A 21,966-nucleotide genomic window follows, 5' to 3' on the forward strand; every position below is an offset into this window, starting at 1 on the left:
CAAAATCAGTTCGACGCCGGCCGCCAGCGCAAGGCTTCGGGCCCCTCGAGCACCAGCAGAACGCCCTCCCACCGCCAACTGGTGACCTGCATCAGCTTGCTGAGGAAGTCCTTGTCCTGCTCGAGTTGTTCCGGGGAACACTGGTTGTCACGCAGGGCCGTGGGTACGATTGTGATGGTCCGATCCACCACGGTGGCGCGGCCGCGGCCGGTCGCGCACCACAGGTCGATGTCGACAGCGCCGTTTTCGGAGAATTGCAGCCAGGGCAGCCGCTTCGAACCCTTCATCGGATTTGCTTCAAGCCGCAATTCAGCGCCGTAGGGAAACGCCTTTTGCGCTGCCGCAGGAGCGCTCAGGGCGAGGATCGCCGATGCAGCGCAGGCGGCCAAAGCGATGGTCATCGCGCGAAAAGGCGCTGGATACATGCAGAACCCCGATGTCTGATTGGGCGGCCGTTCGGCCCGCAGGATGAAATTTTGGACAGGCGTGGATTAGAGGCCGCCGTCAATTTATAGTGCCGCACGGAAACGGACAACGACATGAAACGACTGATTCTGGCTCTCGCCTGCTTCGCCGCACTCGTATCCACAGCCTCGGCGCAGGACCGGTTGCGGGTGGTGACCACGACCGGTGACCTGCGGGTGCTGGCCAAGGCGGTCGGTGCCGAACGCGTCATCGTCACCAGCCTTGTGCCGCCGGGCGAGCGTCCTGAGCGCTACGCGCCGCGGCTACAGGAGACCTCGATCCTGAAGGGCGCACGCGTCGTGGTGCGCGCGGGACCGGGCATCGACGGCTGGTTCGACAAGCTGCTCGCGCGCTCGGCCGAGAAGAACGGCCGCACCGGAATCGAGCGCGGCGAGAAAGGGCATGTCGATGCGTCCGCCGCCGTTGCCGCAACCGACCCGACGCTGGTGAGAGCGGGTTTCGCTGCGCGGAACCGCCGCTCGCAACGCGGCCTGGCGACGCTGCATTTCTGGCTCGACCCGCAGACCGCGGACTCAATCACCGCGGCGATCGTCAAGACATTCTCCGAAGTCGATCCCGACAACAAGAAATATTACGAACAGAACCGCGCCGCCTTCCTCTCCCGGCTGAACCAGAAGATCGGAGAATGGAAATCGCGGCTCGAGCCGCTGAAAGGCGAGCCCTTGATCGCCTTCCATGACGACTGGGATTACTTCGCCCGCCGGTTCAACCTGGATATCGTCGATTTCATCACCGAGCGCGATGGCGCGCCGCCGAAGCTCGGCCGCATCGGACAACTCGCGAAGCTGATGAAGGACAAGAATATCCGTTTCATCCTTGCCGAGGCCAACCAGCCGGAGCGGCATTCGAACATGCTCGCGGAACGCACCGGCGCCAAAGTTGTGCAACTGGCCGGCAGCGTCGGGATGCTGCCCAACACCGACGATTACATCGCGCTGTTCGATGCCAATGTGAATGCGCTGGTGAGCGCTTATAAGGAGAAGTAGCGGCGCGCCCTCTGCCGCTCCGACCTCCGTTCATTCCCGCGCAAGCGAACTAACTCTGGGTCCCCGCTTCGCGGCGACGAACGAAATACTCATCCGTCGCTCACAGCACCTCGTCCACGGCGCGCTTCGCCTGGTCGATTGCGCTATGCGCATAGGCACTCCAGTCGGCATCCGAATTGGCGATGGCGACGCGGCCATGTGGCTGGCGGGCCCGCTCCTTGGTGTCGTCGATGTCACCAGCATCGAACAGCGAATTTTCCACGTAGGAATAGCCATGCGCCCAGCGATTGACAGTGATCGCGGCGATGTCGCGGCCGGACGAGAAACCGCCGGGGCCCAGCATGCGATCGAGCTCATCGCGGATCCGCGCCTCGAAATCGGCGAAGGTCATCTCCAGCAGCTTCATGCGGCCGATGCGGAACATGTCGCGCGCTTCCATCCCGGGATTGCTCTCGTTCGGTACATGCACGAGATGCAGCCCGATCGGTTCAGACGGCGCGCGCGGGTGGCGATAGCCACCCATGCTGACCGGATAATCGAGCTTGACCCGGCAGTGAAACGACATCGGCCCGGAGATTTCGTGCACGCCGAGCTTCACCCAGGGTTCCCAGTTGCGCACGATCACCTTGCTGTAAACCAGTGGCGCCTTGACGTTGCGCAGCAGCGCATTGCGCTGTTCCTCCGGCAGGTCCGGCATCATATAGGGGATGGCCGAGTTGAAGCCGGCGAGGATCGCGCGGCTGGCGCCGACGCGATGCACCTCGCCGTTGCGGACATAAGCAATCTCGACGCCGCCCTTGCGATCCTTCACGTGGACGCAGGTCGACTGAAGGCGGATGCGCACCGCGTTGTCGCGCAGGTCGAGCCGGTCATAGCGGAACGGCGCCAGCACGATATCGTCCATGGTCTTGCCCGGCGCGATACCGGGAATAAGCGCGCGCACAAGCAGGCGCGCAATCGATGCATTGCCATCCGGGAAATGATGGATGTAAGGCTCATCGCGTTCGGCGCTGGCCTGTTGTGACAGGCCGAGGCCATCGAAACCCGGGAGCCCCATGTCGCGCGCTTCCCCCGCAGAGATCATGTCGCTGGCAAGCGCCATGAAATCGAGCGAGCGGCCATGGAAGCAATTGGCGGCCTGTTCGCTCAGGCCGCAGATCTTAACGAGATAGTCGCGGTAGCTGGTCTTTTCGAGAATGTGCTCCTTCTCGCCGCGGCTCTTGCCGCGCAGCGGATCGCGCCGACGGTCATACAGGGACAGCACCTTTGCACGGTCGGCGGCATCGAGCGGGAAAGCCGCGACGAACTCGGCAACCGGCTTGGCGTTGAGCAAGCCCGGTCCGAGTTCGTCCGCGGCGGTGTGGGTCGGATCGCCGGTCACCAGCACATCGCGGCCGAACGCTTCGCGCGGAAAGAACACGCCGCGTGACAGCCCAAGCGACGGATAGAACTCGCGCTCGAACGCAGTGTCGAAGCGCGCAATATCGACGCCGAGATCCTTCAGCAGACCCATCGCCACAGGGCTCCACAGGGCCTTGGGCGATTGCAACGATTCACTGCCGCCGTAGCCGAGGATCATCCGGCCATCGACGGAGAATTCGTTGCGTTTGGCGTGACCGCCGAAATCGTCGTGATTGTCGAGGATCAGGATGCGGGCGCGCGGGCGCTGCTTGCGGTAGAAATACGCCGCCGCGAGCCCGCTGATCCCGGCACCGACAACAATGAGGTCGTAATCCTCCTCGGTCGGGCGTCCGGCGAAATCGGGTACCTCGCCGTCGCGCATTGCATGCGCGATCTCGAACGAGCCCTGATGATGGCCGCGCAAACCGGTCGATGCGGCCGGTCCCGGCGCAGGCTGCGCGGCGGCGGCGAATTGCGCTCCCGGCGTCAGGCCCGCCGCGATCGTCAGCGCGCATCCGTCGAGAAAATCGCGGCGTGTAATGTCGCGCATTACCCGCAGTCTCCGTTCATGACCGGGCGGAGACTACAGCACCTTCATGACGATTCACCAGCCGATCGCCTTGGGCAACCAGGTTGCAAGGGCCGGATACAGAAACACCAGCGCCAGCGCCACAAGCTGCATTCCGATGAAGGGGATGACCCCGCGATAGATATCGCCGGTCGTCACCTCAGGCGGCGCGACCCCGCGCAGGAAGAACAGCGCCCATCCGAAGGGCGGCGTCAGGAACGAGGTCTGCAGGTTCACGCAGATCAGGATCGCCAGCCACACCATGTCGACATTGGCCTGCAGGAACACCGGCAGGAAAAGCGGCACCGCAATGTAGGAAATCTCGATCCATTCGATGAAGAAGCCGAGGATGAAGATGATCAACATCAGGAACCAGATGTCCGAGTTGATGCCGCCCGGCAGGAACGCAAAAAGGTCTTCGACGATCTTCTCACCCTGCAGCCCGCGGAAGGCGAGCGCGAAGGCCTGCGCGCAGATAAGGATGAACATCATCATCGCGGTGATTTTGGTGGTAGCCTGCGCAGTGTCGCGCAGGACTTGCCAGGACAACCGGCGGCCGATGGCGGCCACCGCGATCGAGCCGAGCGCGCCCATCGAAGCCGCTTCCGACGGCGCCGCAATCCCGGCGATGATAGAACCAAGAACCGCGGCGACGAGCCCGACGGGCGGCGCCACCACTTTGAACAGCTTCCTCGTCAGGTCGGAGCGTGAAACCGATGCGCGCTCCTCGGCGGAAAAGGCCGGGACGCTCTCCGGCCGCACCATGCCGAGCACGAGAATGTAGACGACATAGATGCCCGCCAGCATCAGGCCCGGGATCATCGCGGCGGCGAAAAGGGTTCCGACCGACAGGTTCAGAATATCGGCCAGCAGGATCAGGATCAGGCTGGGCGGAATGATCTGGCCGAGCGTGCCGGACGCGCAGATCACGCCGCAGGCCAACCCCTTGTCGTAGCCGCGCCGGATCATGCCCGGAAGCGTGAGCAGGCCGAGGGTCACGACGGTTGCGCCGACAATGCCCGTGGTCGCGCCGAGCAACACCCCGACGACCACGATGCCGATGCCAAGCCCGCCACGCAGCGAACCCGAGAGATGACCGATCACGTCCATCAGGTCTTCGGCGAGCCTCGACTTCTCCAGCATCATGCCCATGAAGACAAACAGCGGGATCGCAAGCAGCGTCTGATTGGTCACCACGCCGAAAATCCGGCCCGGCAGCAAATTGAACAGCAGGCTGCCGAAGCCGAGATAGCCGAAGAAAAGTCCGGTGGTGGCGAGCGTCAGCGCGACCGGAATGCCAGCCATCAGCAAGACGAAGAACGACGCCAGCATACAGATGGCGAGAATCTCGAGATACGGCATCACGCTCTCCGCATCGCAAGATAGCTCTTGATCGCCTCGGACAGCGATTGCAGGAACATGATGGCGAAGCCGATCGGGATTAGGGATTTGACGATGTAGCGATATTCAATGCCGCCGGGATTGGCGGTGCCCTCCCCGATCGACCATGACTGGTACACATAGGGGATCGAGAGCCGGATCACGATGATGCAGAACGCCATCGAAATGATTGCCGCGACGATATCGACGCGATGCTTGTTGCGCTCGGAGAAATACTGGAACAGCACGTCGACGCGCACATGCTCCTTGTGCAGCAGCGCATAGGACATGCCGAACAGGCAGATCGGCACGAAGATGTGCCATTCGAGTTCCTGTGCCCAGATGAACCCGATCGAGAACATATAGCGCATCAACACATTCGCGCCCATGACGAGCGCGATGCCCAGCGCCAGCCATGACGTGGCGCGGCCGACGAGATCGGTGAAAGCATCGATCCCGCCGGCCAGCTTTTCCGCAGCGTGCAATCAGGCCTTCCGGATCTTGGTGTGGTAGACGGTTTCGCTCAGATCGGCCCAGGCGTCGTACTTGGCCTTGTAGGCCATATAGGAGTCGTGGACCTTCTTGGTGACCGGGTCCTTCGCCACGGCTTCGGCGAGGATCTTGTCGTTGGCGGCACGCAACGCCGCCACCACTGAATCCGGCAGCGGCCCCGCGATCACGCCCTGGTTCTTGACCAGGTCTTCCATCGCCTCGGCGTTGTTCTTCTGGCACCAGGCCTCGCTGATGGTGTTGCAGGCCAGGCAGGCATTCTCGACGATCGCCTTCAGGTCCGGTGGCAGCGAATTCCACTTCGCCTTGTTGATGGTGAGCTCGCTCGCCGTCGCCATCTCGTGCCAGCCGGTGGTGTAGTAATATTTCGCGACCTTCTGCAGGCCGAGCTGGCGATCGAGATACGGACCGACGAATTCGGCGGCATCGATCACGCCGCGCTCGAGAGACGGGAAGATTTCGCCCGGCGCGATCAGGCGCGAGTCGACTCCCAATTCCTTGTAGACGCGGCCGGCGAGTCCCGGGATGCGCATCTTCAGACCCTGCAGGTCTTCCGGCTTCTCGATCGGCTTCTTGAACCAGCCGGTCATCTGCACGCCGGTATTGCCGCAGACGAACGGCACCAGATTGAAGCGGTCGTAGACCTCGCGCCAGAGCTGGAGGCCGCCGCCGTCGAACATCCAGCCGTTATAGCCCTGGAAGTTGAGGCCGAAGGGGACCGCGGTGAAGTATTGCGCGGCGAAGCTCTTGCCGGTCCAGAAGTACGAATTGGCGTAGTTCATCTCGACGGTGCCGGACGAGACCGCGTCGAAGCCTTCCGCCGCCGGGATCAGTTCGCCGGCGCCGAAGAACTGGATCTTCATGCGGCCGTTCGACATCTCCTCGATGCGCTTGGCCAGATCCTTGGCGCCGCCCGGGCCGGTCGAGTAGAAGGCCGCGTTCGGGCCGTAGAAGCTGGTCATTTTCCAGTTGAAGGTGGTCTGCGCGCGCACGACCGCAGGCGCCGCCACCGTCGCGGCCGCACCGGCCAAGGCAATTTTCGTGAAATCCCGACGTCGCATAGACACTCTCCCGCTGTACGATTTTTGAGCTTTATTTTTAAGCAAATAGCAGGCCAGCCCGCTTTCTCGGCACACAGCCTTGGCTGCATGTCACAGGCGGAAACTGCCTAAATCCTAGGCGCAATCTTGATCGCTGCGCAATCAGATTCGCGCAGCGGATGCATTGCGCTCCGCCGGTGTTCGCATCTTTGAACGCCGGGAGGACTTCATGGACCAGCGCATCATCGATCTGTACGACCGCTTTACACATGGTGAAATGAATCGCCGCAGCTTCCTGGACAAGCTGGCCCATCTCGCGGGTTCGAGCGCCGCAGCCGTGGCGCTCCTGCCGATGCTGCAGAACGATTACGCCAAGGCCGCAATCATCCCGGCCGACGATGCCCGGCTCGTCTCCGGGCGGGTGTCCTTTGAATCGCCGAAGGGAAAGATCAACGGCTATCTGACGCGGCTGAAGGGCAATGCGAAGCGCCCGGCGGTGCTGGTGATCCATGAGAACCGCGGGCTGAATCCGCATCTGGAAGACGTCGCCCGGCGTCTGGCACTCGATGGTTTCCTCGCCTATGCGATCGACCTGCTGTCGCTGGTCGGCGGCACGCCCGCCAACGAGGACGAGGCGCGGGACCTGCATCCGAAGCTCAACCAGGATGACGCGCTGGTGGCGCTGGTGGCGGCGGTCGACTTCCTGAAGAAGTATCCGGAATCCACCGGCAAGGTCGGCGCCGTAGGCTTCTGTTTCGGCGGGTTGATGGTGAATCGCCTCGCGGCGGCGAGTCCCGAACTCGATGCCGGTGTCGCCTATTACGGCCGGCAGGTGCCGGCGGCGCAGGTGCCGAACATCAGGGCGTCATTGTTGCTGCATTATGCGGAGAACGACGCAGGCGTGAATGCCGGCATTGCCGATTACGAGGCCGCGCTGAAAGCCAACAACAAGAGCTACGTGATCCACACCTATCCGGGCACGCAGCACGCCTTCAACAACGACACCGGTGCCGCGCGCTACAACAAGGCCGCTGCCGATCTCGCCTGGCAGCGCACCATTGCGTTCTTTACCGAGAAGCTAGGCGCGCCGCCGAAGGGAGCGTAGGACCCTCGCCTAGGCCTTCCTGCGCTTCCCCTTCGGCTCCAGCTTGCCGACCAGCCAGTTCGCCGACCGGATCAGCCGCGCATCGTCGAGCGGCGCACCGACGACTTGCACGCCGATCGGCAGGCCGCTTTCTCCGGTGAGCAGCGGCAGCGAGAGGGACGGAAGGCCCGACAGCGTCCACATCGAGCAGAAGACCGGATTTCCGGTCGCGTCGAGCCCCTGCGGCGCCACACCCGTCGTCGCGGGCGTGATGAACGCATTGCAGTGCTGGAAATAGCCGGCCAGCGAGTCCGTGAGTTGCCGAGCCTCATCCAGGGCGCGCTGATACGCAACCGCGCTGACTTGCCGCCCCTCGCCGACCAGCTTGCGCAGGACCTCGCTCACCCCCACACCGCCGCGATCGACGATTTCACCGAGATTATGCGCCATCTCGGCAATCATGATGGTGCGGTGAATATCCCACGCGTCCGCATATTCCGGCGGCAGATCGATGCGGATGCAATTGTCTCCAAGCATATCGGCAAGTTGTTCGAATGCCCGTTGTGCATCGGGCTCGGCCTTGTCCCAAACGGGCGTCCGGACGAATCCGAAGCGCGGCTCAATCGGGAAATCCTCCTCCGCGAAAGCGCGGAAATCCGGCACCGCAAAAGGCCGCATGTCCGAGTCGCCCGCGTCGTAGCCGGCGATCACCCCAAGCAACAAAGCAAGGTCAGACAACGAGCGCGCGAACGGACCGGCCACGTCAACGGTTTTCGACATCGGCAGGATGCCCGTCCGAGGAACCAGCCCCTTGGAGGGTTTTGCACCATAGACGCCGCAGAAAGACGCCGGACGTATGATGGAGCCGTTGGTTTGCGTGCCGATGGCGAGCGGCACCATTCCGGCCGCGACCGCAGCGGCTGACCCCGACGACGAACCGCCCGGCGTGCGTGACGTATCGTGCGGATTACGGGTCTTGCCGGGATGGAAGTATGCGAACTCAGTGGTGACGGTTTTTCCGACGATCACGGCGCCTGCGGCGCGCAGTTTCGACACGATCGCGGCGTCCGTCCTGGGTCTTCGGCCGGCAAACAATGGCGAGCCAAATTCGGTCGGATAATCTTCCGTATCGATGATGTCCTTTATCGCAACCGGGATGCCGTGCAGCGGCCCGAGCGGCTTGCCCTGAAGCCGAAGCATGTCGAGGCTGCGGGCTTGCTCGATCGCATAGTCCGGAACGATAGTCGCAAAGGCCTGAATTTCCGGCTCGACCTCTTCGATGCGTTCGAGGCATGCACGGACATAGTCTTCCGCCGATACGGCCCCGCTGGCGATCTGAGCTGCCGCCTCAGTGGCGGACAACATGAGCAAATTGGCGTCAGACACGACTTCCACCCTGCTTGCAACGCGGACCGGCTCAGCGCCCGTACAGATATTCGGGGAGCCACAGGGCCATGCCCGGCCACACATACAGAATGACCATGCATAGCACCACAATGGCCATGTAGGGCATCATGCCGGCGAAGATCTGGTTGATGGTGATGTGCTTTGGCGCGACGCCCTTGAGATAGAAGGCGGCCATCGCCACCGGCGGCGACAGAAACGCCGCCTGCAGATTCACGAACACCAGCACGCCCCACAAGACCGGATCGATGCTGAAATGCTTCAGCAGCGGCAGGAATATCGGAACGAAGATGATGATGATCTCGGTCCATTCCAGCGGCCAGCCGAGCAGGAAGATCACCGCCTGCGACAGCAGCATGAACTGCGTCGGGCTCATGTCGAGTGACAGCACCCACTGCTCGATCAGCGCCTGGCCGCCGAGAAGTGCGAACACGGCAGAGAACAGCGCGGATCCAACAAACAGCCAGCACACCATTGCGGTGGTCTTGGCGGTCAGAAACACCGCCTCCTTCGTCTTCTTCCAGGTCAGCGTTCGAGCTTGCAGCGCGAGCAGGAAAGCACCCGCCGAGCCGACCGCCGCCGACTCCGTCGCCGTTGTCAGGCCGAACAGGATGGCTCCAAGAACGAGAATGATCAGCAACGCCATCGGCACGACCGACGACGACAGCATCTTGATAAGAACGAGACGCTCCGCTGTCATGCGGCCGTAGGTGCGCGCCAGCATCAGGACGGCCAGCACGGCGAGGACGGCAAAGGTGATGTAGAAGGTGGTTGAGGGGCCGGTGTCGGCAGCCTCCGCCGGAGCCGAGGACGCCGAGCCCAGTTGCTCAAGTCCCTCGAATTCCTCCAGCGCGCCGCGCCGCGAGTGGATGACCACGTACCACCACAGCAGCCCGAGAACGCCCGAGGTCAGGAAGAATGGGACGAGCGCGATCAGGAAATTCTTGACCACCTGCTTGTAGGTGAGTGCCGCTTCGCCATCACCATCCGCCGCTGCCGTCGCGGGCGAGACGAGAGACCGGCTCAATCCGGCAAAGACATTGCTCGACGTTTTCCGGTAGGTCTCCATCCAGCCTGGAACGGAAATTCTGGTCATCTCTTCCGGCAGCCCGGGCGCCAGCTTCGGATTGAGCATTGCGCGACCGATGACATAGACGATGTAAAGGAAAGCGAGGAACAGGCCCGGGAACATGGCCGCTGCATAGAGCTTCACGACCGACTGTCCGGCAACGGCGGCATAGACGATAATCATGATCGAAGGCGGGATCAGAATGCCCAGCGTCCCGCCAGCGGTAATGACGCCGGCCGCAAGCTTCACGTCGTAGCCCGCCCGCAACATCGGCTGAAAGGCGACGACGCCCATCAGCACCACCACCGCGCCCACAAGGCCGGTTGCCATGCCCCAGAATGCGCAGACAACAAGCGTTGCGACGGCAAGCGACGCCGGGATCTTGCGGAACGCGAGTTGCACGGAGTGGAACATCTTGTCCACGAGTGCGCCGCGTTCCATCACGTAGCCCATCAGCACGAACAGCGGAATCGCAATCAGGACGTCATTGGTCATCGCGCCATAGGTGCGCTGGACCATGAGATCGAAGACCCGGTTGTCGAACCAGAGCTCCGCCGGATTGTAGAAGGCGTAGAAGCCGAAGAACACGCCAAGACCCATCAGGGTAAAGGCAGTCGGGAATCCCATCATGATCGTGATGACGATGAGACCCAGCATAACAAGGCCGAGCGCTGGATCGCTCATATCAGGTCTCCGTCATGCCGCGCTGGCGCGCGGTTTCGTCAATCTTGTGTGCACCGACAATTGCGCGCTCGCGGGCTTCTTTGTCGACGTAATCGCTGCCCGCGAGCTGCGTTTCGATGACGTCCATCTCCATCACGTCGTGTAGCCGGCTTGGCCATTCACCCGTTCGCAGGCAAATCACGCAACGCGCTATCTCGGCGAGGCCCTGCATCATGATCAGAGCACCGGCGATCGGGATGATGGTCTTGAATGGGTAGATCGGTGGACCTTCCGCCATGATGCTGGAATGTTCGCCGATGCGCCACGAGATCGCGGCGAAGCGGTAGCCGGCATAGAGCAATGCGGCAATGCCCGGCAGAAAGAAGATGATGTAGAGCACGAGATCGAGCGCAGCCTGCGTTCGCGGCTTCATCGATCCGTAGAGGAAGTCGCCGCGCACGTGCGCGTTCTGCGCCAGCGCATACGCGCCGGCCATCATGAACAGCGTTCCGTACAGCATGTTGTTGAAGTCGAAGATCCATGCGGTCGGCGCGTTGAGCACGTACCGCTTGAACACCTCCAGACAAACAACGCCGGCCAGAACGAGCACCAGCCACGCAAAGGCTTTCCCGGCCCATGTACTGATCGCATCGATGGTATGGAGCGTGCGCTGAACGTTCATCGGAACCCAGGCAAAAAAGATGTCTTGATAAACAAAGCACCATCCGGGCGTTGCGCCCGAATGGTGCTTGTAGATTATGCGACGTCAGATTTTCTTCGCAGCCGCGTTCTTGCCGAAGTAATGGTCGAACGCCATGCGGCGGTTGACGACGGTGTCCTGCTCCCAACGCGTGGCGCGTTCAGCGAACGCGATCTGCGACAGGATGATCTCCTTGAACACCGGGCTTTCGCCGGCGCGCTTCTTGACGACCTCGTCGTAGACTTCGAGCTGCCGCTGCAGAACCGCATCCGGTGTCTTGTAGAACCGGACCTTGTCCTTTTCCTGCATCTCGACATAGTCCTTCGAATACCGGTCGATCGCCTTCCAGGACATGTCCTGGCTGGCCGCTTCCACCGCATTCGAGATGATGGCGCGCATCTTTTCCGGAAGAGCGTCGAATTTGCCCTTGTTGAACAGGATTTCGAACTGCTCGGCGTTCTGGTGATAGCTCTGCAACATGCAGATCTTGGACACGTCGGCAAAGCCGAGAAGGCGGTCCGACGAAGCGTTGTTGAACTCCGCCGCGTCGAGCAGGCCGCGATCCATCGCCGCAACGATTTCGCCGCCGGGCAGCGCGTTGACTGCGGCACCGAGCGCCGTGAACACGTCGATCGAGATACCGACGGTGCGGAATTTAACGCCCTTGAGATCGTCCGGCCTGGTGACCGGCTTCTTGAACCAGCCGAGTGGCTGTGTCGGCATCGGCCCGTAAAGGAACGAACGCACATTGGCTCCGATCGACCCATAGAGCTTGTCGAGCAGTTCCTTGCCGCCGCCATATTTGTGCCAGGCGAGCAGCATGTTGGCGTCCATGGCGAAGCCCGGACCCGAACCCCAGAGCGCCAGCGCCGGAGCCTTGCCGTAGTGATAAACGGCGACGCCGTGGCCGCCGTCGAGCGTGCCGGACGACACTGCGTCAAGCAGCTGGAAGGCCGGAACGACCGCGCCAGCCGGCAGCACTTCGATCTTGAGGTCGCCGCCGGTCATGTCGTTGACCTTCTTGGCGAAGTCCAAAGCATATTCGTGGAAGATGTCTTTTGACGGCCAGGTGCTCTGCCAGCGCATGCTGACGGCTCCCTGCGCCTTCACAACACTCGGCGCGGCCACAGCCGCAGCAGCGCCAACGGCGCCGGCCGTCAGCAAAAATTTGCGGCGCGACGTCTTCTCAACCTTCTTGGTCATGGAGTCCTCCCTAGCGACCGTTTCTGTACGGCTTGATGCCGTTTTCGTGACTAACCGCCGAGACGTATATGATATTCCAGCGGGTCTCATGATAGTTTGGACGGCTTGCCCGGTTTGCACAAGTCTGCCGATGTCGCGCTTTGGTCGACCACCGGGCCGAGCAACATGACATCTTCGGCGGCCGTTTTCTTCGCAACGCGATCGCGGCGGAAAGGCCCGGGTTTTCAAGGGTTAGAAGCGTGAAAGAACTGCCCCGGCTGTTTCGCGAGGTCTTCCGGCTGTCGCTGCCTTATTTTCGATCAGAGGACCGGCGGGCGGGGCTGATCCTGCTCTCGGCGGTGATCGCGATCGAATTGTCCATCGTCGCGGTCAACGTCCTGATCAATCAATGGAATGCGAGGTTTTTCAATGCCTTGCAGGATCGGAACTGGGATAACTTCGTCACCGAAATCAGCATTTTTTGCGGGCTGGCAGCCATCTTCATCGTGCTCGCGGTCTATCAGCTGTATCTCAACCAGTGGCTCCAGATACGCTGGCGCGCCTGGATGACGAAAGTCTATGTCGACCGCTGGCTTGCGGCATCGACCCATTACCGGATGCAACTGCTTGGCGACGCCGCGGACAATCCGGACCAGCGCATCGCCGACGACATCAATCAATTCATAGAGAAATCGCTGTTCATCGTGGTCCGCCTGCTCGGCGCGATCGTGACGCTGGTGTCGTTCTTCGCGATCCTGTGGGGCCTGTCCGCCGCGGCACCGCTGACGCTGTTCGGTGCGCCGGTCAACATCCCGGGCTATCTGGTCTGGACCGCGCTGATCTATTCGGTCATCGGCACCCTGCTCGCGCACTGGATCGGCTGGCCGCTGGCCGCGCTGAATTTCCGTCAGCAGCGATTCGAGGCCGATTTCCGCTTCAACCTGATTCGCGTGCGCGAGAATGCCGAGCAGATTGCCTTGCTGCGTGGCGAGGATGCCGAGAAGGGGCGGCTGGGCGAACGCTTCTCGCGTGTTGTCGAGAATTTCATGGCGTTGATGTCGCGGCAGAAGAAGGTGATCTTCGTTCAGCAGGGACATGCACAGGTCGCACTGGTCCTGCCTTATCTGGTCGTAAGCCCGGCGTATTTTTCGGGTGCGGTGCAACTCGGCGCCCTGACACAGACCGCGAGCGCTTTCGGCAGCGTCCAGGAATCACTGTCCTTCTTCGTCACCTTCTATCGCAGCATCGCGGAATGGGCGGCGGTGGTGGATCGCCTGACCGGCTTCAACCGCGCGCTCAACGAAGCGCAACGCATGGCCTCCGCATCGGATATCGCCGTCACCTCCGATAAGGACGCCCGCTCCATCCGCATCGAAGACCTGTCGGTGAATCGCCCGGACGGCGCGCCTCTGCTCGCTTCGGCGGGGGCGACGTTCCATCCAACCGAGCGCGTGCTGGTCAGCGGTCCGTCGGGTGCCGGCAAGTCGACGCTGTTTCGCGCCATGGCCGGGCTATGGCCGTTCGGCTCCGGCCGCGTCGTTATCCCCGCCGATGCGCGCATCATGGTGCTGCCGCAACGGCCCTATTTCCCCGAGACCACGCTCGCGAATGCCCTGTCCTATCCGGCCTCCGGGGCGTTCGACGATGCCACGCTCGTGGAAGTCCTGGACGCGGTCGGTCTGCCGGCCCTCGGCGCGCGACTGCACGAGGAGGCGCACTGGAACCGCACGCTGTCGCTCGGCGAGCAGCAGCGTCTCGGTGTCGCGCGCGCGTTGCTGCAGGCGCCGGATTATCTGTTCCTGGACGAGGCGACCGCCTCGCTCGACGAGCCGTCGGAGGCCAGGCTTTACGGCCTGCTGCACGAGCGGCTGAAGGGCACCACGATCGTGTCGATCGGACACCGCTCCACCCTGATCGGCCTGCACGGCCGGCACGTTGCCTTCGAACCCGACGGCGATGCCCATAAGCTGTCGGAGAAAAAACCGGCCGCGGCTGCGGAGTGACCGCTGGCTGGACCTACCACCAGCGTTCGGGCCAGTTGCTTCGCCGCACGACATTGGTCCAGGCGAAGGTGTAGGCCAGCAGCAGCAGCGCACCGGCTGCAACCGGAACCAGCACGAAGCTCCAGGACATGCTGTTCATCACGATGATCAGCGGATTGATCCCGGCCGGCGGGTGAAAGCTGTCGGTTGCCAGCATGGCCAGCATCGCGATGCCGACCGCCATCGCGGCGACCCAAGCCTGCGGTCCGGCGATCTTGACAGCCAGCACCCCCACGATCGCCGACAGAATGTGGCCGCCAACCAGCGCTCGCGGCCGCGCGGGCAACGCTTCCGGGGTTCCGGTGACGAGTACGATCGAGGTGGCAAACGGGATCGCCGCCAGCGGGAATTCGGTCTGCAGGGAGAGCAGATACATCAGCCCGATGGCGACGCTGCCGCCCGCGGCGCCCGCCACCATCATTCCGAATTTCCGGTCAATCCGCATGGCATTCAAAGGTGCAACGACAATGCCAATAAGTGGCTCGCCAGCATCCGTGTGACCGGTCCGCCGGCAAGGCGCATCTTACGGAGACCCGAAAACAAGAACGGCGGCCTTTCGGCCGCCGTTCGCGCAACTCGGAGAGTTAGACGCCGCTTTATTTCAGCGCATTCAGCGTGGTGTCGAAGGACAGCTTGCCGATGAAGGCCTGACCGCACCACTTCGAGCCGATGCCCACCGGGCCGACGTTGGTCACGTTGACCGGGCTGATCGGGCCAGCGCCGGGATCACCCGTCAGCACGAGACACTCTGCCTCGTTCAGGTCGGTGTCGTGATAGCGCAGATCGATGGTGAGCGCCTTGTAGGTGAAGCCGATACCCGCGTTCCAGTACGTATAGCTGGGCAGTTCGACACCGCCAGTACCGGCGAGATTGCTGAACACCGCGACACCCGTCGACGAGAAAACCTGGTCGGTGGTGCCAAGCCAGTAGTGGCCCAGTTCACCCGACACGTACCAGTTCCAGCCCGACGGCAGCGCGTTGCCGGTGAATTTTGCGGTCAAGGCGCCGTAGGTGCCGTCTGCGCCGGTGTTCAGCCAGCTATCGGTGTAATAGCCCTGAATGCTGAACGCCCAGTTGTCGTTGGGATTCCAGTTCAATTTGGCGTAGAACTCGCCGAAATCCGTGTCTTTCAGGCTTGTGACACCGTTCGGAACGGTCACGATCACGCCGTCGATCTCACGCTCTCTCGGGTAAGCGTAATACCAATAGCCGAGGTCGAGGGTGAACTTGTCCCAGGTGAAGCGGCCGCCGCCGTAGATGTCGATTTCAGCGGTGGGATCCGTCGCCAGCTTCACGCTGTAACCGCCCACGCCAGCGTACCACTCGATATTCGAAGTCGGCTTGTAGCGCGCCTCGAAGTAAGAAAATACGGACGCGCCGCGGTCTGATTGAGAGATACCTCGGAAATTATAGTCGGTCATCACCGCCGCACCGACCGCCACATCAAACGGATTGACGGCCACCGGCGCAGGCGCCGCCTTGTAGACCGGCTTCAGATCGGCAGCGAGCGCCGGCGCAGCAGTCACGACTGCAGCCGCAACAAACGCCGGCAGAACGAATTTCTTCATGGTTAGCCCCTTCGAATTGACGCTTTCCAGTGCTTTGAGGCTCGCTGATCGCTTCCGATCGAAACCAACCCTCGAAACACCACCCCCTGCGCTTGCACCTGCAGTTGCGCTCATTCGGCACGGAAGAAAGGTTATCGCCAATGCGAACTTTTGCGCATCTGCTGCCTTTTTGGGCGATTCGGGCCAAAAAGGTCCTAGATTCACATATCGCTGTCACAATTCATTAACGCTGTTGCAGAAGGGCAACGAAAAAACGCCGGAAAACCAGGGGCTTTCCGGCGTTCTTGGACGGTTTTCAACAAATCCGGGCGCGATCAGGCGGCCTTTTTCCGATTCGCTTCCAGCCGCTGGTCAACCAGCGCCACCTGGGCGTCGATGGCCGGCAGGCTCAGGCCCTTCTGCTTGGCGATGAGTTGCACCAGCTTGTCCGCCCGTTCGATGAACTGCGCCCCGTTGTTGAGGGCGCGGGCCGCGGAGGCAGGGCGCGACAGGCTTTGCGCCGCGGCAGCGTATTTTTCGAAGGGGACGAGATCGTTCGGGTTGGCGCCAAGCTTGACCACGAGGTCGTTCACGAAATTATAGACCGACCGCGAGGTATCGATGTCGCTGTGCACGGCTTCCTGCGCGGTGCGCATGCCGTCGGGCGTGATGCACCGGTAATTGCCGGCCAACAGCATCGCCCACTTGGCCAGCGGCACGAACAGAGAATCGTGGACCCGCAGCTTGACCGGCAGCTCGATCGGGGTGCCGTCGCCGGGATCGAAGCGGATCGCGTCCACCTCCTTTTCGAGCTGACGCAGGATCGCCGTGTCCTTGTCGTCGTCGAACTTGGCGACCTTGAAATTGGTCGGCAGCGTGACCTGCAGCACGTTCGCTTTTTCGTCCGGCGGACGGATCGCCTGCGGGTCGGGGCTGCACAGGGTCAGCTTGCCGGGATCGAAATTGTCCCACACGCTGGGATCGGTATAGGCGGGCTTGAGGCTGTCCGCGTTCAGGCCGGGGATGCGCTTCATGTAGGGCAAGGGCGGCATGTTCATGATCGACATGCAGGGCACGCGCGACTTTGCCACCGCGTCGAGCAATTCGCGCACGCCCGGCGAGCGATATTGCGGCTCCTGCATCGCCAGGCCGACCAGATCGTAATCGGCGGGATTGACGCCTGCCGCGCCGCCGGCGGTGACCTTGCCAGGCAGCTTTCGCGAATCCAGCACCACCGGATCCTTGCGGCCTCGCACCGGCAGCCGCACCACGAAGCCTTCCGCATTGATCAGATCGGCTTCCGCGGGAAGGCAGACGTGATGAATCTTGTTGCCGCCGAACAGCATCTTGGAGGCGAGCAGCGAGCCATAGGCCGCGCCCAGAATGAGGATGTTGTACGCCATCGATGAACCTCCCGATTGTCGTGAATGCTGTTGGGCGGAACCGCCGCCAAGCCGGCGTGCCGGTGCGCGATGCTATTCAGCCGGGGGCCCCGATGCAATGCGGCCGGACCTGCAGCCGGCATCGGGAACACCGCGCCGCGCAATGAGGACGTCAAAAGCGAACGGCCCGGCCTGCATCGCAGACCGGGCCGCTCCAATCTCACGTCGCCACGGAGCCTCAGGTTCCGCTGTTGTCGTTGGAATCGCTGAAGGGCTTGTATCCGCCCATATCGCTCGAGGGCGCAGGCGCGGTGTCGGGCTCAGGCATCGGCGCCGGAGCCACGGCCTTCGGCGCAGCGCGCTTCGCCCGCTTCTTCTTCGGCGCAGCGGCCTTTTTCGGCGCCGCCTTGCTGACCGTTTTCGCCTTTCTGGCCGTTTTCGCTTTCTTGGCTTTTTTGGCCTTCTTGGCTTTCTTCGGTGCGCTCTTCTTCGAACTCTTCTTTGCGCCCCGCTTCTTGGCGAGACTCATTTTCTTGGCTTTTTTGCCCTTCTTCGCCGACTTGGCCTTTTTGGCCTTTTTCCCCTTCTTCGCCTTCTTCGCCATAACTTCTCTCCGAAAAGGTTGCGCTAGGCTGCCGTCAGGCAGGTGCCGAGGTCTTTGCCGCCGTCACCAGAGTCTGCTTGTCCGGCCTCGCTTGCGCGCCGCCGGACAATCCCGCCGGCTTCGGGCCTCCCGTGGCCCAATCGATCAACTCGACCGGGTGAACCACCGGTATCGCCGTGCCCGATGCGATCTGAGTGATGCATCCGATATTGCCTGCCGCGATCACGTCGGGACTCAGTTGAGCGATGGTTGCAATCTTACGATCCCTCAGCGTCTGCGCAATCTCGCTTTGCAAGATATTGTACGTTCCTGCCGACCCGCAGCAGAGATGACCCTCGGGTATGTCCTTCACGATGAAGCCGTGACGGGTCAGCAGCTCCTTCGGCTGACGCACGATGCGCTGGCCATGCTGGAGCGAGCAGGCCGCGTGGTAGGCGACCGTCAGGCCGGTCGGCCGGACCGATGCGGCCGCTGGCAGGGCGGCGAGATATTCGCTGATGTCCCTGGCGAGAGATGACACCCGGGCCGCGCGGCCGGCATAGGCCGGATCGGTCCGCAGCATGAAGCCATAATCCTTCACCGTCGTCCCGCAGCCCGACACGTTGATCACGATGGCATCGAGCCCCTCGCCCTCGATCTCCTGCATCCAGAGGTCGATATTGGCCTTGGCCTGGCTGTGTGCCTGATGCTCGCGGCCCATGTGATGAACCAGCGCGCCGCAGCATCCTTCGCCGTCCGGGGTCACCACCTCGATGCCGAGGCGGTTCAGAAGCCGGATGGTGGCTGCGTTGACACTGACGCCAAGCACCCGGTTGGCACAGCCCTGCAGCAGCGCCACTCGGCCCTTGCGCTGGCCTTCGGCCGGGTGGATGCGGCGCTGCGAGAGCTGCGGCGGCAGCGATCCAGCTGCGGGCGCGAGTCGCAGCATCGCCGCAAGCGGCTTCAGCCCGATCGCCGACATGAGGCCGGCAAAGGGTCGCGCCAGCGGCGCAAATGTCAGGGCGGCGCGCAGCCTCGCCGGATAGGGCAGCACGGCCGCGAGCAACGAACGCACCATCCGGTCGCGCCATGGCCGCCGGTAGGTGGTCTCGATATGGGCGCGCGCGTGATCGACGAGGTGCATGTAATGCACGCCCGACGGACAGGTGGTCATGCAGGACAGGCAGGACAGGCAGCGGTCGACATGCTTGACCACGTCGGCGGTGGCGGGCCGGCCCTGCTCCAGCATGTCCTTGATCAGATAGATCCGCCCGCGCGGGGAATCGAGCTCGTCGCCCAGCAGCACATAGGTCGGACAGGTTGCGGTACAGAAGCCGCAATGCACGCACGCCCGCAGAATTTTGTTGGATTCGGCGGTGGCGGGATCGGCGAGTTGCGCCAGCGAGAAGTGCGTTTGCATAGGGTTACACGCCCGCCCACATCCGGCCGGGATTGAGGATGCCTTTGGGATCGAAGCTGTCCTTCACCCGGCGCGTCAAGGCGGCAACGCCCTCGTCCTGTGGTTCGAACACCGCGACCGCGGCGCGAATCGCCGCAGGCGCCCTGATCAGGGTGGCGTGGCCGCCGCCGCGGGCGACCGCCGCCCGGATCGCGGCGCTTCCCGCATCGTCCGAATGCGGCAGCGCAACCCAGACCAGTCCGCCGGCCCAATCGAAGTAATACGCGCCGTTCTGCTTCGCGGCTTCGGCCGCGATGTCCGCGCCTTGCATCGGTGGAACGGATACTCGCCACACCGCACGGTCATCACCGGTGAAGGGCAGCACATCGCGGATCGCCTGCCATGCCATCCGCGAACGCTCCTCCGCCAGGGATTCCACGACCCCATAGGGCTTGAGTAGCGCGGCCAGCACGGCGACGCGATGCGACACCGAAGGCGCCACACCTTCGAGACGCAGCAGGGTTGCGGACCGGCCGCCGAATAATCCCTGCAGCTCGCCCAGCGCGTCGACCGGCAGATGCGCCGCACCCGACACCTCGCAGGACGACCCCATCGCGTCAGCCATCGCCTGCACGGCGCGACGGTCATCGAGGCCGGTCAGAAATACGGTTGTTTCGGTTTCGGCGCGGGGCAGCGTCTTGATCGTGACATCGGTCATCGCCCCGAGCGTGCCCCAGGAGCCCGCCATCAGCTTGCAGAGATCGTAGCCGGTGACGTTCTTCACCACCCGGCCGCCCGACTTGAAGCTCTCGCCGCGGCCGGACACCGCGCTCACCCCCAGGAAATGATCGCGGACGGCGCCCGCCTTGATGCGGCGCGGGCCTGACAGATTGGCGGCAAGCACGCCGCCGATGGTCCCGCCACCCGGTGCGCTGCCGAGCAGCGGCCCATAATCCATCGGCTCGAATGCGAGCTCCTGGTTTCTGTCTGCGACCAGCCGCTCGATCTCGGCGATCGGCGTCCCGGCGCGCGCCGACAGCACCAGTTCCTCAGGCTCATAAAGCGTGACGCCGGTCAGACCGGACAGGTCGAGCGTGATATCCGACTGGCTTGGACGGCCGATGCCCCGCTTCGAGCCCTGCCCCGCAATCTCGAGCGCCTTGGCTTCGGCAAGCGCCCAGACGACGGCGTCCTCGACGTCCTTTGCATCTCGCGGTTTCAGTGTGTCCGACACAACATCTCACCCGGCTCGCAGCTTTCGCCACTCGCCCTTGTCCGCGTCAATTGGGAAAGGGTCAAGAGACCGGGCGGTCGTCCGCAATGACCTTGCCGTCGTTGGGTAGATCGCCGGGCGCGACCAGTTTTACTGCGCCCTTCAGCTTGGTGACCGCTTGCAGGGTGGCCGCGACTGCGTCCGCAAGCCCTTCGCCGCCCGCGCTTTCGCCATGCAGGGTCATCGCATCCTGCTCGGCCTCGCGCGTGACCACGAGTCGCAGGCGGCCAAGTTCCGGGTGTCGCCGCGCGATCTCGGCGATCTGCTCCGGCCGCACGAACATGCCCTTGATCTTGGTGGTCTGGTCGGCGCGCCCCATCCAACCTTTGATCCGCATATTGGTGCGCCCGCACGGCGAGCGACCCGGCAGCACGGCCGAGAGATCGCCGGTGGCGAGCCGGATCATCGGGTAAGCCGGATTAAACGAGGTCACGACCACTTCGCCGACGTCGCCCTCAGCGACGGGATCGCCGGTGCCCGGTCGTACGATCTCGACGATGATGTTCTCGTTCACGATGAGGCCCTCGCGGGCCGCTGTCTCGTAGGCGATCACCCCGGTCTCGGCGATGGCGTAGCATTGCAGCACCTCGACCCCGCGCGATGACAGCTCCTGCCGCAGCGAAGCGGGAAGCGCGGCGCCCGACACGAGCCCACGCTTGATCGATGAGGCATCCTTGCCGGAGGTCTGCGCGGTATCGAGCAGGATTTTCAGGAAGTCCGGCGTGCCGGTGTAACCGTCCGGCTTGAGGCGGGCGATCGCCTCGACCTGCTGCTCGGTGTTGCCGACGCCCCCCGGGATGACGGGACAACCGAGCGCCTCGGCTGCGGATTCAAACATCCAGGCGCCGGGCGTCAGGTGATACGAGAAGCAGTTGAGGACGATATGGCCCCCGCGGAAGCCGGCGGCGAACATGGCGCGCGCGACACCGGCGAAGTCGGCCTCGTGTCCTTCCGGCTCGAAGATCGGGCCGGGCGACATCAACAGCCGCTTCGCCTTGCCGGGTGGCGTGACATTGAAGCCGCCGAACGGAGGCGTCTCGGCCTGCAGGCGTGGCAGGTCGGATTTGCGCAGCAGTGGCAGTTCGGCGAGCGCGGCGCGTGAGGTGATGGATTTCGGATCGATGCCGTCAAGGTGCTTCGCCCAGCCGGGCGCGGTCATCGCACGCGCTATCTGTTCCGGAAGCTGCGCGAAGGTCTCGCGTTCGCGCCCGGCCGGGTCGCGGGTTTCGAGTGTGTCGTAAAAATCGCTCATATTAGACATCCGTCA

Annotated in this window: 19 protein-coding genes; 3 read left to right on the forward strand and 16 right to left on the reverse strand. The window is 63.1% G+C overall.

The features are described 5' to 3' along the window. Positions 1 to 5: 5 nt before the first annotated feature. Complete coding sequence (locus tag AC5I5I_RS25365) at positions 6 to 425, reverse strand: META domain-containing protein (RefSeq protein ID WP_495977856.1); 420 nt, start codon at positions 423 to 425, stop codon at positions 6 to 8. A gap of 114 nt (positions 426 to 539) precedes the next feature. Between AC5I5I_RS25365 and AC5I5I_RS25370 the strand changes: the two genes are divergently transcribed. Next, positions 540 to 1,472, forward strand: coding sequence for a metal ABC transporter substrate-binding protein (locus AC5I5I_RS25370; protein WP_495977858.1), 933 nt, complete (start codon positions 540 to 542; stop codon positions 1,470 to 1,472). A gap of 100 nt (positions 1,473 to 1,572) precedes the next feature. On the opposite strand, the gene AC5I5I_RS25375 is transcribed toward AC5I5I_RS25370, so the two are convergent. From AC5I5I_RS25375 to AC5I5I_RS25390, 4 genes are read right to left on the reverse strand one after another with little or no spacing between them, the layout of a single operon-like run. Next, positions 1,573 to 3,423 carry an NAD(P)-binding protein gene (locus tag AC5I5I_RS25375; protein WP_495977860.1) on the reverse strand — a complete coding sequence of 617 codons (1,851 nt, stop codon included), beginning with the start codon at positions 3,421 to 3,423 and terminating at the stop codon, positions 1,573 to 1,575. A gap of 54 nt (positions 3,424 to 3,477) precedes the next feature. Beyond that, a complete protein-coding gene (locus AC5I5I_RS25380) occupies positions 3,478 to 4,803 on the reverse strand; it encodes a TRAP transporter large permease (protein ID WP_495764903.1) in 1,326 nt (441 codons plus the stop codon). Continuing rightward, complete coding sequence (locus tag AC5I5I_RS25385; protein ID WP_495764904.1) at positions 4,803 to 5,306, reverse strand: TRAP transporter small permease subunit; 504 nt, start codon at positions 5,304 to 5,306, stop codon at positions 4,803 to 4,805. The genes AC5I5I_RS25380 and AC5I5I_RS25385 overlap by 1 nt, the downstream gene beginning before the upstream one ends. Further along, complete coding sequence (locus AC5I5I_RS25390) at positions 5,307 to 6,392, reverse strand: TRAP transporter substrate-binding protein (protein WP_495764905.1); 1,086 nt, start codon at positions 6,390 to 6,392, stop codon at positions 5,307 to 5,309. A 208-nt stretch (positions 6,393 to 6,600) separates the two neighbouring features. Between AC5I5I_RS25390 and AC5I5I_RS25395 the strand changes: the two genes are divergently transcribed. After that, positions 6,601 to 7,476: a dienelactone hydrolase family protein gene (locus tag AC5I5I_RS25395; protein ID WP_495977863.1), complete on the forward strand. Its 876-nt coding sequence runs from the start codon at positions 6,601 to 6,603 to the stop codon at positions 7,474 to 7,476. Positions 7,477 to 7,485: 9 nt separating this feature from the next. Here the strand turns inward: AC5I5I_RS25395 and AC5I5I_RS25400 are convergent, their stop codons facing one another. The 4 genes from AC5I5I_RS25400 to AC5I5I_RS25415 form a co-directional block, all read right to left on the reverse strand. After that, positions 7,486 to 8,841, reverse strand: a complete 1,356-nt coding sequence (locus AC5I5I_RS25400; protein ID WP_495977865.1) for an amidase — start codon at positions 8,839 to 8,841, stop codon at positions 7,486 to 7,488. A gap of 31 nt (positions 8,842 to 8,872) precedes the next feature. After that, complete coding sequence (locus AC5I5I_RS25405; RefSeq protein WP_495977867.1) at positions 8,873 to 10,612, reverse strand: TRAP transporter large permease; 1,740 nt, start codon at positions 10,610 to 10,612, stop codon at positions 8,873 to 8,875. A gap of 1 nt (position 10,613) precedes the next feature. Next, positions 10,614 to 11,273 carry a TRAP transporter small permease subunit gene (locus tag AC5I5I_RS25410; protein WP_495977869.1) on the reverse strand — a complete coding sequence of 220 codons (660 nt, stop codon included), beginning with the start codon at positions 11,271 to 11,273 and terminating at the stop codon, positions 10,614 to 10,616. Between the two features lie 84 nt (positions 11,274 to 11,357). Then, positions 11,358 to 12,494 (reverse strand): TRAP transporter substrate-binding protein, encoded by a 1,137-nt coding sequence (locus AC5I5I_RS25415; RefSeq protein WP_495977871.1) that lies wholly within the window; start codon positions 12,492 to 12,494, stop codon positions 11,358 to 11,360. Between the two features lie 239 nt (positions 12,495 to 12,733). Between AC5I5I_RS25415 and AC5I5I_RS25420 the strand changes: the two genes are divergently transcribed. Further along, a complete protein-coding gene (locus AC5I5I_RS25420; RefSeq protein WP_495977873.1) occupies positions 12,734 to 14,476 on the forward strand; it encodes an ABC transporter ATP-binding protein/permease in 1,743 nt (580 codons plus the stop codon). Between the two features lie 13 nt (positions 14,477 to 14,489). Here the strand turns inward: AC5I5I_RS25420 and AC5I5I_RS25425 are convergent, their stop codons facing one another. The 7 genes from AC5I5I_RS25425 to AC5I5I_RS25455 form a co-directional block, all read right to left on the reverse strand. Further along, entirely contained in the window at positions 14,490 to 14,960 is a 471-nt protein-coding gene (locus AC5I5I_RS25425; RefSeq protein ID WP_495977875.1) for an HPP family protein, read from the reverse strand. 151 nt (positions 14,961 to 15,111) lie between these two features. Further along, positions 15,112 to 16,197 carry a TorF family putative porin gene (locus AC5I5I_RS25430; protein WP_495977877.1) on the reverse strand — a complete coding sequence of 362 codons (1,086 nt, stop codon included), beginning with the start codon at positions 16,195 to 16,197 and terminating at the stop codon, positions 15,112 to 15,114. 200 nt (positions 16,198 to 16,397) lie between these two features. Then, positions 16,398 to 17,465 carry a hypothetical protein gene (locus tag AC5I5I_RS25435; protein WP_495977879.1) on the reverse strand — a complete coding sequence of 356 codons (1,068 nt, stop codon included), beginning with the start codon at positions 17,463 to 17,465 and terminating at the stop codon, positions 16,398 to 16,400. Positions 17,466 to 17,682: 217 nt separating this feature from the next. Further along, positions 17,683 to 18,048, reverse strand: a complete 366-nt coding sequence (locus AC5I5I_RS25440) for a histone (protein ID WP_495977881.1) — start codon at positions 18,046 to 18,048, stop codon at positions 17,683 to 17,685. A 34-nt stretch (positions 18,049 to 18,082) separates the two neighbouring features. Next, positions 18,083 to 19,447: a glycolate oxidase subunit GlcF gene (gene glcF, locus AC5I5I_RS25445; protein ID WP_495977883.1), complete on the reverse strand. Its 1,365-nt coding sequence runs from the start codon at positions 19,445 to 19,447 to the stop codon at positions 18,083 to 18,085. Between the two features lie 4 nt (positions 19,448 to 19,451). Continuing rightward, complete coding sequence (gene glcE, locus AC5I5I_RS25450) at positions 19,452 to 20,660, reverse strand: glycolate oxidase subunit GlcE (protein ID WP_495977885.1); 1,209 nt, start codon at positions 20,658 to 20,660, stop codon at positions 19,452 to 19,454. Between the two features lie 61 nt (positions 20,661 to 20,721). Next, a complete protein-coding gene (locus AC5I5I_RS25455) occupies positions 20,722 to 21,951 on the reverse strand; it encodes a phenylacetate--CoA ligase family protein (protein ID WP_495977887.1) in 1,230 nt (409 codons plus the stop codon). Between the last annotated feature and the right edge of the window lie 15 nt (positions 21,952 to 21,966).

It is taken from the genome of Pseudorhodoplanes sp. (assembly GCF_059499825.1).

Coding starts and splice junctions, on each gene's coding strand:
- AC5I5I_RS25380 (WP_495764903.1), bottom strand. CDS start 4,803: ATGCCGTATCTCGAGATTCTCGCCATCTGTATGCTGGCGTCGTTCTTC.
- AC5I5I_RS25365 (WP_495977856.1), bottom strand. CDS start 425: ATGTATCCAGCGCCTTTTCGCGCGATGACCATCGCTTTGGCCGCCTGC.
- AC5I5I_RS25405 (WP_495977867.1), bottom strand. CDS start 10,612: ATGAGCGATCCAGCGCTCGGCCTTGTTATGCTGGGTCTCATCGTCATC.
- AC5I5I_RS25370 (WP_495977858.1), top strand. CDS start 540: ATGAAACGACTGATTCTGGCTCTCGCCTGCTTCGCCGCACTCGTATCC.
- AC5I5I_RS25410 (WP_495977869.1), bottom strand. CDS start 11,273: ATGAACGTTCAGCGCACGCTCCATACCATCGATGCGATCAGTACATGG.
- AC5I5I_RS25430 (WP_495977877.1), bottom strand. CDS start 16,197: ATGAGCGCAACTGCAGGTGCAAGCGCAGGGGGTGGTGTTTCGAGGGTT.
- AC5I5I_RS25390 (WP_495764905.1), bottom strand. CDS start 6,392: ATGCGACGTCGGGATTTCACGAAAATTGCCTTGGCCGGTGCGGCCGCG.
- glcF (WP_495977883.1), bottom strand. CDS start 19,447: ATGCAAACGCACTTCTCGCTGGCGCAACTCGCCGATCCCGCCACCGCC.
- AC5I5I_RS25375 (WP_495977860.1), bottom strand. CDS start 3,423: ATGCGCGACATTACACGCCGCGATTTTCTCGACGGATGCGCGCTGACG.
- AC5I5I_RS25415 (WP_495977871.1), bottom strand. CDS start 12,494: ATGACCAAGAAGGTTGAGAAGACGTCGCGCCGCAAATTTTTGCTGACG.
- AC5I5I_RS25435 (WP_495977879.1), bottom strand. CDS start 17,465: ATGGCGTACAACATCCTCATTCTGGGCGCGGCCTATGGCTCGCTGCTC.
- AC5I5I_RS25455 (WP_495977887.1), bottom strand. CDS start 21,951: ATGAGCGATTTTTACGACACACTCGAAACCCGCGACCCGGCCGGGCGC.
- AC5I5I_RS25440 (WP_495977881.1), bottom strand. CDS start 18,048: ATGGCGAAGAAGGCGAAGAAGGGGAAAAAGGCCAAAAAGGCCAAGTCG.
- AC5I5I_RS25425 (WP_495977875.1), bottom strand. CDS start 14,960: ATGCGGATTGACCGGAAATTCGGAATGATGGTGGCGGGCGCCGCGGGC.
- AC5I5I_RS25395 (WP_495977863.1), top strand. CDS start 6,601: ATGGACCAGCGCATCATCGATCTGTACGACCGCTTTACACATGGTGAA.